The 16182-nt window shown below is 70.2% G+C and carries 17 protein-coding genes and 1 pseudogene; 10 read left to right on the top strand and 8 right to left on the bottom strand.

The window, feature by feature from the left end; all coding sequences use genetic code 11:
- The first annotated feature begins 25 nt into the window (after positions 1-25).
- The gene (locus A4V12_RS30710; RefSeq protein ID WP_064072744.1) at positions 26-793 is read left to right on the top strand and encodes a dienelactone hydrolase family protein; all 768 of its coding nucleotides are present in this window, start codon (positions 26-28) and stop codon (positions 791-793) included.
- Positions 794-1257: 464 nt separating this feature from the next.
- Here the strand turns inward: A4V12_RS30710 and rph are convergent, their stop codons facing one another.
- Positions 1258-3855, bottom strand: a complete 2598-nt coding sequence (gene rph / locus A4V12_RS30705) for a rifamycin-inactivating phosphotransferase (RefSeq protein WP_064072743.1) — start codon at positions 3853-3855, stop codon at positions 1258-1260.
- A gap of 666 nt (positions 3856-4521) precedes the next feature.
- Here rph and A4V12_RS39270 point away from each other — a divergent pair.
- A pseudogene (locus A4V12_RS39270) lies at positions 4522-4665 on the top strand (Sua5 family C-terminal domain-containing protein); the annotation flags it as partial.
- Between the two features lie 32 nt (positions 4666-4697).
- Here the strand turns inward: A4V12_RS39270 and A4V12_RS30700 are convergent.
- The 3 genes from A4V12_RS30700 to A4V12_RS39265 form a co-directional block, all read right to left on the bottom strand.
- Positions 4698-5339, bottom strand: a complete 642-nt coding sequence (locus A4V12_RS30700; RefSeq protein ID WP_064072742.1) for a carbonic anhydrase — start codon at positions 5337-5339, stop codon at positions 4698-4700.
- 185 nt (positions 5340-5524) lie between these two features.
- The gene (locus A4V12_RS30695) at positions 5525-6004 is read right to left on the bottom strand and encodes a hypothetical protein (RefSeq protein WP_234372393.1); all 480 of its coding nucleotides are present in this window, start codon (positions 6002-6004) and stop codon (positions 5525-5527) included.
- A gap of 82 nt (positions 6005-6086) precedes the next feature.
- Positions 6087-6293, bottom strand: a complete 207-nt coding sequence (locus A4V12_RS39265) for a hypothetical protein (protein WP_234372392.1) — start codon at positions 6291-6293, stop codon at positions 6087-6089.
- Positions 6294-6671: 378 nt separating this feature from the next.
- Here A4V12_RS39265 and A4V12_RS30685 point away from each other — a divergent pair, with 378 nt between their 5' ends.
- Positions 6672-8162 carry a hypothetical protein gene (locus tag A4V12_RS30685; protein ID WP_234372391.1) on the top strand — a complete coding sequence of 497 codons (1491 nt, stop codon included), beginning with the start codon at positions 6672-6674 and terminating at the stop codon, positions 8160-8162.
- Between the two features lie 268 nt (positions 8163-8430).
- Complete coding sequence (locus A4V12_RS30680) at positions 8431-9984, top strand: alpha/beta hydrolase (RefSeq protein WP_064072740.1); 1554 nt, start codon at positions 8431-8433, stop codon at positions 9982-9984.
- Between the two features lie 313 nt (positions 9985-10297).
- On the opposite strand, the gene A4V12_RS40050 is transcribed toward A4V12_RS30680, so the two are convergent.
- The 3 genes from A4V12_RS40050 to A4V12_RS30665 all read right to left on the bottom strand — a co-directional run bounded on the left by A4V12_RS40050 (position 10298) and on the right by A4V12_RS30665 (position 11541).
- Positions 10298-10507: a helicase associated domain-containing protein gene (locus A4V12_RS40050; RefSeq protein WP_423549271.1), complete on the bottom strand. Its 210-nt coding sequence runs from the start codon at positions 10505-10507 to the stop codon at positions 10298-10300.
- A gap of 99 nt (positions 10508-10606) precedes the next feature.
- The gene (locus A4V12_RS30670) at positions 10607-11107 is read right to left on the bottom strand and encodes a hypothetical protein (RefSeq protein WP_159028965.1); all 501 of its coding nucleotides are present in this window, start codon (positions 11105-11107) and stop codon (positions 10607-10609) included.
- Positions 11108-11181: 74 nt separating this feature from the next.
- Entirely contained in the window at positions 11182-11541 is a 360-nt protein-coding gene (locus tag A4V12_RS30665) for a hypothetical protein (RefSeq protein WP_064072737.1), read from the bottom strand.
- 166 nt (positions 11542-11707) lie between these two features.
- On the opposite strand from A4V12_RS30665, the gene A4V12_RS35785 reads away from it, so the two are divergent.
- Both A4V12_RS35785 and A4V12_RS37795 read left to right on the top strand, forming a co-directional pair.
- Positions 11708-11899, top strand: coding sequence for a hypothetical protein (locus A4V12_RS35785; protein ID WP_079137480.1), 192 nt, complete (start codon positions 11708-11710; stop codon positions 11897-11899).
- 430 nt (positions 11900-12329) lie between these two features.
- Positions 12330-12860, top strand: coding sequence for an IS5 family transposase (locus tag A4V12_RS37795; RefSeq protein ID WP_159028964.1), 531 nt, complete (start codon positions 12330-12332; stop codon positions 12858-12860).
- A gap of 27 nt (positions 12861-12887) precedes the next feature.
- Here A4V12_RS37795 and A4V12_RS30650 read toward each other — a convergent pair whose 3' ends face one another.
- The gene (locus A4V12_RS30650; protein WP_064072736.1) at positions 12888-13514 is read right to left on the bottom strand and encodes a hypothetical protein; all 627 of its coding nucleotides are present in this window, start codon (positions 13512-13514) and stop codon (positions 12888-12890) included.
- A 283-nt stretch (positions 13515-13797) separates the two neighbouring features.
- Between A4V12_RS30650 and A4V12_RS37790 the strand changes: the two genes are divergently transcribed.
- From A4V12_RS37790 to A4V12_RS30635, 4 genes are all read left to right on the top strand, one after another.
- Positions 13798-14091, top strand: a complete 294-nt coding sequence (locus tag A4V12_RS37790) for a hypothetical protein (protein WP_159028963.1) — start codon at positions 13798-13800, stop codon at positions 14089-14091.
- Between the two features lie 863 nt (positions 14092-14954).
- A complete protein-coding gene (locus A4V12_RS30645) occupies positions 14955-15374 on the top strand; it encodes a hypothetical protein (protein WP_234372390.1) in 420 nt (139 codons plus the stop codon).
- Positions 15375-15444: 70 nt separating this feature from the next.
- Complete coding sequence (locus tag A4V12_RS30640; protein WP_159028962.1) at positions 15445-15654, top strand: hypothetical protein; 210 nt, start codon at positions 15445-15447, stop codon at positions 15652-15654.
- 51 nt (positions 15655-15705) lie between these two features.
- Entirely contained in the window at positions 15706-15930 is a 225-nt protein-coding gene (locus tag A4V12_RS30635) for a hypothetical protein (protein WP_064072734.1), read from the top strand.
- Positions 15931-16182: the final 252 nt, after the last annotated feature.

Genomic DNA, 16182 nt, shown 5'->3' with positions numbered 1-16182 from the left:
TCGGCGATCACTACAGTCCAGTCCCGTGACGATGATGACGACGCGTACGGTCGAGTATCCGGCCGACGGTTTGACGATGATCGGGCACCTCGCGCTCCCGGCCGGTGTCGACCGTCGGCCTGCGGTGCTGATCGGACCAGAGGGCATGGGGCTCAGCGACGTCGAGCGCCGCCGGGCCGATGCGCTCGCCGAACTGGGTTATGTGGCGCTGGCCTTCGACCTTCACGGCGGGCGCTATCTGGGCGATCCCGAGGAGATGCTGGCCCGTTGTCTGCCGCTGCTTGCCGATCCCGACCGGATGCGGGGCATCGGCCATGCGGCGCTCGACGTGCTGCTCACCGAACCGCGGACCGACCCCGACCGGATCGCCGCCATCGGCTACGGAACCGGGGGCGCCGTCGCGCTGGAACTCGGGCGCGGCGGCGTCGACCTGCGCGCGATCGGGACAGTCAACGCACTGACCACGGGCCGGCCGGGCGAGGCGGCAAGCATTCGCTGCCCGGTATGGGCCGGGGTCGGTTCGGAAGACCCGATCATGCCGCCCGCGCAACGGAACGCGTTCACCGCGGAGATGCAGGCCGCGGGCGTCGACTGGCGCCTGGCTGTCTACGGCGGCGCCCTGCACGCCTTCCACCACCCACCGGTCGATCACCCCGTGGTCCCCGGCGTCGGCCACCACCCACGCCACGCACAGCGAGCCTGGCGCGACGTCGTCGACTTGCTCGCCGAGTGCCTGCCCGTGACGGAGGACCTGGGGCACGACCCCGGTAAGCATCCTGGCGCCGGACGCTGAAGGCTCCCTTACTCCGGTCCGCACCGGCAGAACCACATCGTGACCAGTGCATTCCCGGTTCCCTCAGGGAGGGCCGGCGGTCGGTGCACAGCGTCGCCCGGCGAGAAGGTCGATTCCAGGTCCCCAGACGTAAGGGGTGTTCCTGGCCGTCGTGCACGAAGTACTCGCTGCTGGAGCGCGGCGCTCCTGCCAGGTGCCCTCACGGGGGCAGGTACGCGCGCGTCCGCCGCCCCGTGCCACCGCGTTCCCACGCCGTCACCGGCCCGCAGTGGCGCAGTGGGGGTCGCCGTGACGCCGAGCGGGCCCGGCCGCTTCCGCTGCGCGTCGACGAGGGGGCCGCCGGTCGTGGCCTGCCTGTCGGGCAGCAGGGTGGTGACGCTTGGGGGAGGAGCGGCCACCGCCCTGTCCCGATGCGGTGGCCATCCCTGGCGGAACCTGCCAAAGCGTCTCCTCAACGGAATCGGTCAGGGGAGGATCTCGATGTATCCGTCGGTTCCGTGTACGCGGATGCGCTGGCCGTCCTTGATCAGACCGGTGGCCTGCTCCACGCCTACGACGGCCGGCAAGCCGTACTCCCTGGCGATCACCGCGCCGTGGGTCATCAGACCGCCCACCTCCGTCACCAGGCCCGCTATGCCGACGAACAGGGGTGACCAACTGGGGTCGGTGAAGGCCGTGACCAGGATGTCGCCCGGTTCGAGATCGGCCTGCGCCATGTCCAGGACGACGCGGGCCCGCCCCTCGATGGTCCCGCCGGAAACCGGCAGGCCGACCAGGGCACCGGCCGGCGCGTCGTCGCGTCGGTAGGTGCCGTTGACGGTCTCGCCCTCCGAGGTGAGGACGCGGGGCGGCCTGAGCGCGTGGTACGACCGGAACGCCTCCTTGCGCCGCTGGATGAGCCGGCCGTCGACCCGCTTGGACCGCACGAGGTCGTGGAGCTCCTGGAAGGTGAGGTAGAAGATGTCCTCCTCGTCGCCGAGCACGCCGGCCCGCACGAGACACCGGGCCTCTGCCATCAAGGCCTGCTTGTAGACGAAGTAGCGGCTGATGATGCCGTACTTGGGGTACTCCCGGTAGCCGATGAAGGTCCGGACCCGGTCGATCATCTTCTTGGTCTCGTCCGCTTTGCTCTCCCCGTCGGGCAGGGCCCGCAGGCGGGTCAGCACCTCCTGTTCCTTCTTCAGCGCCTTCTGCCGGCCTTCCTCGAAGCGCCGCTCGGCCGCGCCCGGCTCGAAGTTCCTGACGTTGTCGAGGATCGCGGGCACGAGCGTGCTGGGGCGTTCGCGCCAGCGGGGCCTCGTGATGTCGATCTCTCCGACGCAGCGCATGCCGTACCGGTCGAGATAGGCCTCGATGGCGTCGCGCGCTTCGGGCCCGCCCGCGAACCTCGCCAACTCGTCGAGGAAGTCGTCATCTTCGACGGTCTGCAGGAACTCCACCACCTCCGGATGGGGACGGATCACGTCCGCGACGTCGAGCAGCTCCAATCCCATCTGCGAGGTGATGTTGTCAGGCGCGGACAGCGTGAGGGTGTCGGCCGCGTTCTTCTCGCCCAGCCACTCGTACAGTTTGTCGTTGAGCCACCACGTGGACTCCATGCCCGCCATGATCGCCTGAAGGCTCAGCGGATCGGTGAGGACCCGTTTGTGCTCCTCGAAGGCCTGCAGCAGGAAGTCGAACAACGCCGGTCCGCACTTCCCGGCGATGTCACGCCGCAGAGTGACGACGGACTTCTCGCTGCGCTCGATCAGCCGGGTGACGACGGCCGCGTCGGTTTCGATCGGGGTGGGCGCGCCGCCGACGGGACGGCCGCCGGGCTCGGGGTCCGGGAAGGAGGGGACGAAGTCGTCCCGGTCGAGGACCGTCTCCAGTGCGTCCCTGGTCAACGGATCGGACCTCCCCACGAGGTCCATGAGGCCGGCGCGGCTCGCGGGCGAGGACAGCGCGCGGGTGGCGTCGACGAAGAGCCTCCCGCCCGCGTCGTGCATCGGCGCCATAGCCGTCAGCTTCCACAGGGACAGCCCCAGGGGCTTCATGGGGTCGGTCATCATCTGCTGATGTCCGACGGAGACGTAGACGTGATTCGCCTCGTCGTCGGTCTCGGGGATGGGGAACAGCGTCGTGATCGGCCGGCTCTGCACGATCCAAAAGCCGTCACCGGCCAGGCACCACTCGATGTCCTGCGGGCTGCCGAAGTGCTCCTCGATCCGGCGCCCGAGCTGTACCAGCCGTACGACCTGTTCGTCGGTCAGCGCCGGCTGCTCCTGCTGCCGAGCGTCGATCGCCCTGGTCCGCGTGCCGCCGTTCGGCAGTGCGTGCACGGCACGCTCCTTGGCGGCGATCGTCCTTGCGACGATCCGGCCGTCCCGCACCTTGTAGACATCCGGGTTCACCAGGCCGGAGACCAAGGCCTCGCCCAGCCCGAAGCCGGCGTCGACGGTGGCGACCTTCCGGTTGCCCGAGACCGGATCAGCCGTGAACAGGATGCCGGCCGCCTGGGAGAACACCATCCGCTGTACGACCACGGCCATGTGGACCGCGCGGTGATCGATGCCGTTGCGCCGGCGGTAGGTCACGGCCCGCTCGGTGAACAGTGAGGCCCAGCACCGGCTGACGTGCCGGAGAATCGCCTCCGGCCCGACGACGTTCAGGTACGTGTCCTGCTGGCCGGCGAAGGACGCCGTCGGCAGGTCTTCCGCCGTCGCGCTGGACCGCACTGCGTAGGCCGCCTGTTCGCCGACCCGGGCGAGCGCGCGGGTGATCGCCGTCGCGAGATCGCCCGGAATGGTGAACTCTTCGATGGCCCGGCGGATCTGCGCGCTGAGACTCCGGACCGCCCCTTGGTCGTCGGGATGCAGCAGTGACAGCTGATCGAGGCGGTCCCCGATCGACGGCGCTTCCGCCACGATCCGCCGGAAGGCGTCAGTCGTCACGCAGAAGCCGCCTGGCACGCTGACGCCTTCGATCCGCGACAGCACGCCCAGGTGCGCGCCCTTGCCGCCGACGCCCGCGACCTGTGTCTCGTCGACCTCCTGAAGGTCCCGCACGAACTGCTCACTCATCGCGACACCCCCGAGGCGGCCGGGCTCCGTCGTCCTGCGTCTGCCGCTCGGGTCGGCAGCGTCTTCAGCGCTGCCGAACAGCCGGCCGAGCAGGTCCTCATATCCAACACACGCACCTCGTGTCCCCGTTTCCGCAGGTTGTGGTCTCGGCCGACGATTCTGCGCCCTGGCAGGGGCCTTGCCGCAAGCCCCCCGATGCGCTATACCTTGGGAGAGGCAAGGAGATCTCTCTCCTTGCCTTCGGTGTTTTCCGGGGAGCCACTCGTGGTACCAACCGGCCACGTCAGCACCGAGTGGAGTTCATCGACTGAAGCTTGCTCGACGGGCCCCACCGCAGTGGACGCCATCGAGTGAACTCCGCGCTGGTGCGTACCGCAGTGAGGACCTGCCGGACGAAGACGATGACCGTGCGGGCGATTCTGTCCACCGCCTCCGGCCGGACTGCGCCCGGCCGCGCAGGGTGGTCACGGGGGAGCTGCCCGAGGGCCTTTAGGGCGAAGGATCCGTCGCATGGCTCCGGGTCGATGCCGCGCGGGCCGGTGACCGGGACGATGATCCGCTCCGCCGCGTCCGCGCGCAGTGCGCAGCCGCGGATCGGCGCCGGCCGAGCCGGCGGTCGTGTGGGTGTCGTCGGCTTCCTTGGACGGCAGGTGGCTGGAGGCGCTGAGCACAACGGCTTACGCCCGGGGGCTGTAGGGGTCGTTGCGCGGACTCGATCAGCAGGGGTGCGACCTCATCGTCGCCTCCCTGCTGACGGAGGGGCTGGGGCTGGGGATCGTCAACCGGCTGGGCCGGGCCGCGGGGTCCCGTGCCTTGGCTTCGGAGGACCCCCGCGGGGCGGGTCAGAGGGCGGCGGTGGCTGCCGCGTCGAGGCCGCGGGTGGCAACGAGCCGGGCGCTGCCGTCGGCCAGCCGGTAGGACAGCCCGACCACGGCTGTCCGGCCTTCGGTCACCGCGTCGGCCAGTACACGAGAGCGCTCCAGGAGCAGGTCCACGGTGTGTTCGATGTGCTCGGCGAGGATTTCCTCGGCGCTCTCACGGCCGGCGGCGCGGGCGGCCAGCACACTGGGGGTGACGCGCTCGACGACGTCGCGGACGAATCCGCTCGGAGTCCGTCCGTCCCTGAGGGCGGAGCAGGCCGCGGCGACGGCGCCGCACGAGTCGTGGCCGAGGACGACGACCAGCGGCGCGCCCAGAACGCTCACGCCGAACTCGATCGAGCCGAGCACTTCGGTGCCGGCGACGTGGCCGGCAGTGCGGACCACGAACAGATCGCCCAGGCCACGGTCGAAGATGATCTCGGCGGCCAGCCGGGAGTCGGAGCAGCCGAACAGCACAGCGAACGGTTGCTGGGACGGTGCGGTCTCGCTGCGGCGGGCGGCGTCCTGGTTCGGATGCTCGGCGGTACCGGCGACGAAGCGCTGGTTGCCGGCCATGAGCAGGTCGAAGGCGTCACGGGGCGTCGGGGTGTGGATCTCAGTCATGGCGGCAGCGTACGAGGCGGCACCGGCTACCGCACCACCTGGTCCCGCCGGGGCCCGGGTGGTGCGGCTGTACCCGGCGGGCGCAGCCCGGCCTCCCGCGCTGCTTCCCCCGCAGAGATGCCGTATGCCGTCGCTGCTGGCATCTTCTGGCTTAGCTTCTGTCTGCGCGGTGAGGCACCGTTGGTTCAGTGTTGGAGAGCGCAGTCATCTGCTGCCAGGTGCAGGTGACGAAGGGTTTCCAGTTCGGTGGTGGGGAAGGCGTGCAGCTGCCACTTCTGGAGGTAGCCGTCCTCGCCGTGGGTTCGCCGCACCTTCTCGGCAGCCATCAGGACCGCATGTGCCAGGGATGTGCGAGGACGTGTGGACGTCCACACGAGGGCGCCCTTCCCGTCCGGTGCGTCAAAGCTGGTCGACATGTCCGGGAAGCGACGGATCGTGATGTGCACGTCGTTGTTTCGGCGACGAAGAATCCACCGCGCCTCTGCCGGCTCGAGGTCGAACGAGAACCGCTGGATGCCAAGGGGGCCGTAGAGGCCCGTCACGCCTTTCAACAAGTCGGCGAGCGCGTTTGTGCCGTAGCTGACGATGTCCCGATGCTTCGTCGAGCCGTCCCAGATCCTGCACGTCGCCCAGCCGGAGCCGCTCAGCTCCCAGCCGAAGTGCAAGGACCTCGTCACTGAATCCCCCCGATCGTTTGCGGACAACGTTACAACGGTGCTGAAGACGTGGGACGTCCTGGTACGCCACTCATCCGTGCGTATCCGCCAGTCCGTCGCAGAAGTGGTCCCGGCCGGCCCGCCGCAGCGCGGTGTCGCGCCCGGCGGCGAGGCAGGTGCAGTTCGCCGTCGTGGCGGTGAAGCCGACCGCGCTGTCCGGGGGCAGGCCGAGCAGGTCAAGCAGCCAGGCGCCGGCGATGTCCTCCGCCGCCGCGTACGCGGGCGAGAGGGTGCGCATCACGCAGTTCTGCCCCCAGGCGCTGACCAGCCAGTCCGTGGCGGGTGCGGCCGGTTCGGTGCCACCGACGACGAGGCCGTAGAAGCGTCCGCCGGGAAGGCGGTGAGCCCCGGCTCTCAGGCCGTGACCAGGAGGTCGACGACGTCGGTGGGGGCGCTCGGGTCCTCGGGCAGGTCGGCGCCGAGCGCGCGCACGATCTCGTCGACCCAGGCGCGGGTGGGGGACCTGGCGGTCGGGCAGGGCGGCCAGCCAGCCGAGGGCGTGGCCGTGTGCCTGTCGGAGCGCCCTTTCGCGCGCGTCCATACCTCGGACTATGGGACAGTCGTCGTCTACCCGCACGCGCGGCCCGGGACTCCGGGGTGGCTAGGGTTCGGTCGCATGACCGACCCCGTTCTGCACCTGCTGCGCACCCGACCCGACCTGGCCGAACTGGCGGCCTTCCCGTTCAACTTCGACGTGGAACGGGTGTACCACGTCGAGGACGTGCGGCTGGCGTCCGGTGCGCCGCTGGAGCCGATAGCGGGTGACGACACCGGGGGGACGTACTTCCTGTGCGCGTGCGCAGCCGTCCTCCACGCCTCCTCCGAGGGCGAGGCCGTGCTGATGGCCGACGGCGTCGGCGAGGCGCTGGAGATGCTCGTCCGGCTGCCCGATTGGTGCGAGGGCCTCACCACCGACCTGGACGAGGATGGCATGATCGCGGCGGTGCGTGCCTCCGACGACGAGGCGCGCGAGGAGTTCGCGCCCGAACTGGACGCGCAGCGGGAGGCGTTGCTCAGCGGTCTCGGTCTGCCGCGAAGGCCCCTGGTCGAGCTGTTCGCCATGGCGGAGTCCGCGGCCGGGCGCACCGATCCGCACCATGTCCTGCTCAACGCGCGCGACCTCTGCGCGTACCGGCTCGACGAGTCCTACCACCTGTCCCTGCGCGACATCGTTCTGGGCCCCGGTCGCGAGGCGCTGGGACGCGTGCGGGCCGGTGCCCCCGGCGCGCGCGACGCGGCGGCCGGGGACGCGGTGCTGCGGGCAGGGGTGCTGTGGGCGGCGTACGAGGACCGGCGCGACGACGATCTGCCGCTGCTCCGTTTCCTGCTGGAGCGGGAGGTTGTGGGACGGGAGGTCCCCGAGCGGGAGGAGGCCGTCGGTGCGGAGGGATACGAGACGCGGTGGCTCGCGGCGGTGCTGGTGGCGTCGTACGGGCGCGACGAGGACGCTCAGCTGCTGCGTTCGGCGACGTCCGCAGCGACCGGCGGTGGCGGCGGAGCTGTCGATTGGGCGCGTGTCCAGGAGGCCGAGCGGTTCGGCCCGGCCGCGCAGAGCCCGTTCACCTGGGTTGAGCTGGCCCGCCGGCAGGGCCGGATCGAACATGCCCGGGCCGCCCTCATCCGTCTGCTGGACGACACGGGCCCGGACGCCGGGCGGCTGAGGAAGCTGAGCCGTGCCCTGGAGCGTGTCGGTGACCACGCGCAGGCGGCCCGTGCCCAGGTCTACCTGCTCTCGCTCCAGGACTCGGCATGGGACCGCGCGTCGGAGGCGTACGTCCTCGCCCGGGTGGAGCGCGGCAGGGGCGACCTCGCGGCCGCCGCGCGTGCGTTGCACCGGGCGCGGACGGCGGTCGGCGTGGAGGGCGGCGCGCCGGACGACACGGTCGCCCAGTGGCACCGCAGGGGGCTCGGCCGGTTGATCACCGAGCAGCACCTGGAGCTGGTACTGGCCGCCGTCGAGGCGGGTGACGCGGACCTCGCACGTACGACGATGGCGCACGGGAGGTATCTGCTGGACCGGATCGGCGCGGAGTCGGCAAAGACCCTCAGCGGTCTGTCCACGCGGGCCAAGTGGGCGGTGGCTGGGCTCCGCCGGGGCGGTGCCTGAGTCCGCGACGGCGTCCTTGGCCGACACGGCTGAGAGGCAGGCTGACCCCAACAGGTCGTCGTGTGCTTCGATGTCCGGAGCAGCGACTGCGGGGTGATCACTTGTGCTGTGACCGCATACGTTCACCGGGTTGGGTATCCGTGACGCCAGGAGCTGAGCTGCTGTCCGAGACGGCTTGTACTCTCCACTCATTCGACGATCGGACGATCACGGACACGGGCATGCGGGCACGGGGCGGGCGTCCAGGGGCGGGAGCGCGGGGATTTCGATGAGTGACGCACATCCGATACGAAGCCGCAGACCCGGCCTTTCGGTCGGTGCGCGGATTATCGCCGGAGTCGTCCTCGCCGCGATTGGGGCCGTCGGCGCCTGGCTCCAGCACGACGCTCCCGGCCGGAGTGCGGAGCCGCGTACGGAGTTCACCGCGAACAACCCGCCCGCCGGTCTGCCCACCGCGCTCACCACCGGCCAGCACCTCCACTGGTCCCGCTGCACCTCGCCGCCCACCGCGCGCACGGGCTACGACTGCGCCGCCATGAAGGCCCCCCTCGACTACCGGAAACCAGATGGCAGGACGATTGACGTCGCCCTGATCCGCCGTAAGGCCACCGGCCCGAACGCCCGGCGCATCGGCTCACTCGTCCTCAACTTCGGCGGCCCGGGCGTGTCCGGCGTGAGCGGATTGCCCGAACGACTCAACCAGTACAAGCCGCTCCTCGACCGCTACGACCTGGTCTCCTTCGACCCGCGCGGCGTTGGCGCAACCATCCCCGTGCGCTGCGGCAAGACCGCGGACGACACCGGCTACGACGGGGCCGACGCCTGCGCCGAGCATTCCGGGGCGCTCCTCCCGTACATCGGCACCTCGCACACCGCGCGCGACCTCGACCTGATGCGCTACCTCCTCGGCGACGAGCGGCTGCACTACTTCGGCGTCTCGTACGGAACGGCGCTCGGCGCGGTCTACGCCCACCTGTACCCGTCGCACGTCGGACGGCTCGTCCTCGAAGCGTCCGTCGATCCGACCGAGGACCTCAACGAGGAGCAGGTGTCGCAGGTCAAGGCGGTCCAGGCGGCGTTCGACCGGTTCGCTGCGCACTGCGCGGCCCGTATCCGCCACTGCCCGACCGGCGATGGGCCCGAGGAGGCCGCGCGACGCATGGCGCGCCTGGCCGACCGCCTGGAGAAGACGCCCGCCCCGGCCGGCGGCGGAAGGAACCTCGACGCCGACGACCTCGCGCACACCGTCAGCGACCATCTCGACCTCGGCACAGACGGCTGGTCGCCGCTCGCCAAGGCCCTTACCGCGCTCATCGACCACAACGACGGCGGTCCGCTGAGCAAGGGCTCGGACGACATCGGCTCCGCTGACCGCGCAGCGACCCCGCGCGACAGCAGCCGCGCCGCCCAGACCGCGATCACCTGCGCGGACTCCAACCTGCGCCCTGGCTTCGAACGCCTCGACAGGGACGAGGCCCGCATCAAAGCCGCCTCACCTGTCTTCGGCGCGGCCTGGTCCACCGGCGTCTACCTCTGTTACGACTGGCCGTTCGACGGCGAGCGCGCCACGCCCCAGGTGAACGCCGACGGCGCGGCCCCCGTCCTGGTGGTCGGCGGCACCGGCGACCCGACTACCCCATATCCCGGCGCCCGCCACATGGCACGCGCCCTGGGCGACGGTGTCGGCGTGCTCCTGACGGCCGAGGAGGAGGGCCACGGCACATACCCGCAGAACCGCTGCGTCACGGAGGCGGTCGACAAATACCTCCGCACGGGCCGCACCCCGGCCGTGGGGACGGTGTGCCGGGGCAGCATGTCCTGAGGCCCGTACGGATCCGCCGGGCGGCCGTCAGCACACCGGTTTGTTCGCAGGGGCCCTAGGCGTGCACCACCACACCGCCCGGTCCGAGCCGTGCACGGTCATTCCGGGGTGATCTCATCGACCGCCGCACCGCGCCGTCGACCCACCAGCGCCCGCATGCCCGCGTAGTGCCGCTGCCAGTCGATCGGCCAGGCTGGGCACCAGTCCGGATCGATTTCCGCGAGCTGCGCGGCCCGGTCCTCGCTCAGCGCGCCCGGAGCGACTGCCCCCACCGGCCGCCCGCGGCCCCTGAAGGGCCTTTGCTCCGCCTGGCTCAGCGACGCTCGCGGGCCCGCTCCGGGTCCTTTCCGAGGCCGCCTTTCCTGCGGAGGTTTGCCATGTGCTGACCGATCGGCACGGGGCTGCCGTCGGCCGGGTCGTCCCAGACGGCGTCCTGCCGCGGTGCGAGGTGCCCGGTCGCCCGCCGGTATGAGCGCAGCGTGGCGAGCTTGTTCTCCCACGCTTCCTCGCCCGGCTCGCACACCACCGCTGAGGGGCGCTCAGGCCACCGAAGCGGTGGCCCTGACCTGGGCCACCGGCAGAAGTGGGGTTATGCCGGTGGCCACGGGGCCAGACAGAACGTTCAGTGGCTGTTGAAGGGCTCCGGAACGTCCCAGTCGCCGCAGTCGACTTCCACTCCGTCGTCGACTCGGCACTCCTTCACCTCGAACGGGTCCCACGAGTCGAGGCCCTGGCGGACGTAGGAGTACGTCTGCGTCTTCTCGTTCTGGTAGCCGGAGGCGGTGAGCGGCCCGTACGCGCCGCTGGTGCCTCCCACCGCCCAGCGCCAGCGGAAGTAGAGGCGACCGCTGGCGCCGTCCGGCTGCGAGTCGGTGATCGTCACCTTCGCGTAGCCAGTGTCGGACGCTGTGCCGCCGTACCAGAACTCGCCATGTGCCCAGGCCCCCACCACATCGGCTCCGGTACCGGTCGCGTTCCACCCGGTGGCCGCCTGAGCGGTGCCCGCGGAGGCGCATACCCCTGCCAGTGCCAGCGCCCCACTGGTCACGACGAGCGCCCAGCTACGCGAAGTCCTCTGATCTTTCTTCCGTTGCACGTTGATCCCCTCGTTCCTGATGAACATGCCCGACACTCCCGAGAGCCGCTAACTGCCCCACAAACGCTGCTGGAGGTGAACGAAGCCACCTGGCGAGGCACTCAGAAGTAGGTGTTCCAGCAGTTGGCACGGGTCGTGATGTCCGTGCCCCGCTGTGTGCACGTCGTGACCCTGTAGACGCGCGACGCGTCAACATAGACACCCGCTCCGGGACCGTTGTCGGCGCCGTTGGCGTCATAGGCATAGGCCAGGCGAGTGCCAGCGGAGTTGTAGGCACTCGCAACAACCCGCCGTGCGTCTGCATCGCCGTCTTCGACGTAGAAGAGGTCCTGGGTCATGTCCAGCACAGCATGCCCAAGGTAGGACGGGCTGGTGTAACAGCGAATCGCTTCGGCGTGCGCGGCCGTCTGGCCGATGAAGAGCAGCGTGCTGACGAGTCCGGCCCACAACGGCAAGGGCACGATTGTTCATGCTGTTGATCCCTTCTTTGCTGTATCGGCCGCCTTATCGTCCCCTCAGGAAATCAAGGACACCCGCCAATAGCGGCGCGTACGGACTTCGGCAAACCTCAACGCCCGGTTTGTAGGGCAACAGACTGCTGTAGCGCTCACCGTACGGCTTGTATAAATGCGAACCTGCGCCCGGGAAGGAACCCGTGCGCGGGTCCAGATAGTCGGTAGAGGTGACTTCCCCGCCGACACCTCCGCCCGGCAGCTGGAGCCCGCGGCCGCCGACGCGGTCCGTGCGTACGCGGCCAAGACCCGCGCCGACGCCAGTACGCCGATGAAGTCGAGCGTGTGCGCCTTCTGTACTGGGTGACCGCCCTTCGGGCCGTGGTCGTCGTCGCCTACCTCGAGGTTTGACCCGCGACGTCCTGGACCAGGTCGGCGTACGGCCGGCCGCCGCGCCGGAGGGGCTACGTTCACACCGGCCCAGCCCGGTTCGCAACCGTCACCACCACCGCCATCCGCGTACAAAGGCGCACGAAGGACGTACCTTCAACATACAAAAACCGTACGAAAGTGGATCTCGAGGCGGAGCACCACACGACGGGGCAGGGCCGGACCAAGGGCGCGGCCAACCGGTGGTCGCTGAGTTCGGCGGAGAGGCAGCACGGGCCTGCAGGGGCCGCCAGGGCGCGGATGTCGGGCAGTCGCTCGTACGGCAGCGCGAAGATGTGGGCCGGAGCGCCGCCGGCTCTCACTGCCTCAAAGGGGGAGAAGGCGCTGGAACACCAGCGCGAAAGTCCGTGGCAGAGCCTCGTCGGCCGGCTGGTGGAGGTGGTGCGGGAGGCGAGGGCCTGGGCCGCTCACGCGGCGGCTTCACCAGCAACATCCACCTGAGCGCGGACGGCTACTGTCGCCCGCTGTCCTTGATCGTCACACCCGGGCAGCGAGCCGACTGCACCCAGTTCGTTCCGGTGCTGGAAAAGATCCGGGTCCCCCGCCTCGGACTGGGCAGACCCCGCAAGAAGCCCGACAGCGTCGCGGCCGACAAGGCTTACAGCAACGGCCCTTGCCGTCAGTACCTGCGGCGGCGCGGCATCCGACACACGATCCCGGAGAAAGCCGACAGTCAGGCCGCCCGCCTGCGGAAAGGATCGCGAGGTGGCCAGCCACCGGGCTTCGACGAAGAGCGGTACAAGAAGCGCAACACCGTGGAGAGGGCCATCAACAAGCTGAAGAACTCCCGCGCCGTCGCGACCCGTTACGACAAGCGCGGATACGTCTTCCTCGGCACCGTCACCGCGGCCGCCCTCGTCATCTGGCTCCGCACATGATCAGTCAGCCCGTCCGGGACCTCGTCGTCAGCGACCCGGAAGACCCCCTGCACGGCCGACGAGCCAGACGGCGATCCGCTCCTTGAACTCGCGGTTGACGTAGGGGCTGTCGTAACGCGTGATCCACTCCAGGTGCCGCAGGACGTTCTGTGAGCGGTCCGGGTGATGCACCACGAGCACGTCGATGCCGGTCTCGCCCGTCGAGGCTGCGACGTACACGCTGCCGTCCAGAGCCATCATGCCGAAGCCCGGGTGGCCCGAGTGCACGCCCAGGAACGCCGATGCCGCGCCTCGGCCCATGATGTCCCAGCGATCCAGCAGCCGGACCCGGGTCCAGAGCGCCGGTGCAGTGTTGCCGCTGTGCAGGTGCTGCAGAGTGGCCCGATGCGAACGGGTGCCCTGCGGAAGCTGCACGAGAAACTCGCGCCGGTAGTCGAAAAGGCCCAAGGAGAGCGCCAGGTCGTACCAGTCCGCATTGAGCCGCTCGACCAGCCGCGAGGTGTCGTATCGGTGCGAGAAGCCTCCGGCCAGGTCCTCCGCACCGTATCCGAGGACGAACGGCATCGTGCCCGCTGGCACAGCGTTGGGGATCACCTCAAGGCCAGCCCGCCGCAGAGGCCGGTACACCTTGCGGTCACGTTCCTGAATACCCATCGATCCATGTTCTACCAGGGGCCAGCAACCCCCGTCCCGCCATTTTCCTCCACCTCCACGTGATCGACCGGACAGCTCCTAGTTGTATTGGTGTGACGATCCGTGCTGACCATCTGGACTCGGATGACGTGGCGGAGCTGATACGGCAAGGGGCGGGCCCGGCGCCGGGGAAGCCGCCGGTGGCGTGGTAGCCGGGCCAGTACCCCGCAAACGAGAGCCGAGTGGCGGAGCCAATAGGACCTTTCGGCACCTCACCGCCCCAACGGTCGACAGATTCGACCCCTTGGCGTTCCTTGCGAAGACCACGCAGGGTGCCTTCCGTGTAGACCAGTTCAACGGACGCATCCGCCGCGGCGAGACCCGCTCCCACCCTGGATCGGTTGGCCCTGGTGAAGACGACCTTGACCTTGTGATGGACGAGCCGGGCGACCGGCTGCCGCTGCTCACCGCTGGTGAGGCGCGCGCCGTCGTGGCGCTCCTCGGCTACCTCCAAGACGGCGCGGAGCTGCCAGACGTGGCCGTGTGGGCGAGCGAGCTACAGGGCCGGCTACTCCGGCGCATTCCGGCAGACGCGTAGGGGCTCGCACCAGCCCGGTGTGGCGCTTCGCCCGTGCCGGGGAGCCGTTGGACACGCACCAGGCGGAGGGGGCGACCGATCCGTGTCCTGGCTGGACCGGGGGCAGTTGAGTGTCTGAAGCCAGCCCAGGAAAGGTGTCCATGTGAGGAAGGGTTCAACTGCCGCAGCCGTCGCGCTCTCGGCAGGGATGGTTGTCGGCTGCGCCGGTAGCGCGCCGCCACCTCGATCATCGGTGCGGGTAATGCAGCATTCAACAACTTGTGCCGTAATGCGACCGGGCCCGGGCCGCAGGCGGCCACCGCCGCGGGAAGTGGCAGCGCCACCGGCCTGGCCGCCGCCATCCCTGTGAGCAACCCGGCCAACCAGTGCGGAAACCTTGGGGCGGGACTCGCCACCTACATTCTTGTCCCAACCAGGATGCTGCCGCGGTAGGGCACGGCCAAGGGGTTCCGCGGTGAGGCTCGCGCCGTCGGGGCGCTGGTGGGACCCCTTCAAAGCGGCGTGGAGCTGTTGGGTGCGGCCGTGTGGAGAGCGAGCTAGGGCCGGGGCCGGCTACTGCGGCGCATCCCGTCCCCGTGACGGCGCTGCGCCCCTCAGGCGAGTGATCTGCTCTCGCGCGCTTCCCAGGGCGGTGCTGGCCTCGGATGCACGCCCTACCCGCGCCCGCTCCGTGGCGGCTCCGACCCCTGAGCGCGGCCGCCGCGCGCATTAGGCGAGTGATCACCCGGCGGAGGGGGTATCGGAGTCGGCCCTACGCCGGGTCGCTCCTCGCAGACGGCGGACTCGTCCGATAGATCCCGCTGGGGTGTCCGGTGCTCATGGGGGATCCGTTGATGATCGAAAACGGGCATAGGATGGCGCTCGTGGAGAACATCGGGGCAGAGATCGAAGAATTGGTGAAGGAAGCGGAACGGCTGATCCGCGATCACGTGTGGGTCCTGTCGTTCGACGACCGTACCGTCGCGGCGAAGGCCGCTGCCGATCTGTTCGCCGCCGTGGGCAACCCGGAGACCCAGCAGAGCTTGCCCGAGGTCGAACGGCTGGAGCACCTGCGGGAAGCGCTCGCTGCTGTGGCCATCGCCCTGGCCCACGTCCACGGGCGCCTTGCCTGGTTCCTCGGCGCCGCTGCCACAGCCCTTTCGCCGGTCCTGCACTGGCGTGCGATGCCTGCTGAGGACGGCGCCACCTTCGGCGCCGTCCCGCCGTCCCTTGAGGAATACGTGGAAGCCGAAGAGGCGATCCGCCGGCTCCAAAGCATCCTTGCCAGCATCACCATCGCCTGACGCCACTCGCCCGGGCGCGACCCAGTCGGTGGTGCTGCCAAAGGTGTGGCGGTGGTGGACGAAACGGGTCTTGGTGCCCTCGCTGACCCGCACCACGACGCCCTCGTCCGCCCACGTCTTCAGCCAGCTGGCGACCGTCCGCGCGGGCCGCCGCGACACCCCGCTCCTACGCGGTTGCCCGGCCGCCGCTGGCCTTCGCCGCGGGGGCCGGTTCCGGGGCCGTGACGCCGAGCGCGCCCAGCCGCTCCCGCTGCGCCTCGACACCGGCGTCGCGCCCTGACCGTCGCCGGCTGACTCGCCCATCCGCCCGGCCCGGGGCACGCTGGGAGGCGTGAGCAGCGCGCCGATCGTCGTGCACCGGCCCTCCCGTTCGGGCGGCCGGCGAGTCACCGTGCACCGGCACGGCCAGGACGAGATCCTCGGCACCGCCTACAGCGACCACGACCTGGTCGTCTTCCTCGAGGGCGCCGGTATCACCGAACCCGACGCCGTCCTGGACGGCCCGCGGTGGGTGGAGTGGCGCGACGGGCCTGCTCACCAGTTCAGTGCCGCCTGATGCGCAGGGACGGCGGCGCTGCCCCGGGCCGGCCTGTCCATCCGCAGTGGCTGCCCAGGGGCGGTAGGGCGCGGTCGGCCGGGGCACCGCTGGCGACCGCTGAAGGCGGCCTGCCGTGCGCGGGCGGGTGGCGGCCGTGGTCGGGCTAGTCAGCGGGCTGATGGCTGCCGTGCGGCCGTCCGGGCCTTTGGGGATGCGCAGGCCGCACACCCCCGCCGGTATCAAGAGCTCTGAGGAGGGGGAAGGACGATG

The sequence above is a fragment of the Streptomyces noursei genome, assembly GCF_001646665.1.
In the GTDB taxonomy this organism is placed as follows: Bacteria; Actinomycetota; Actinomycetes; order Streptomycetales; family Streptomycetaceae; genus Streptomyces; species Streptomyces lavendulocolor.
This window is presented reverse-complemented; position numbering and strand designations above follow the sequence as displayed.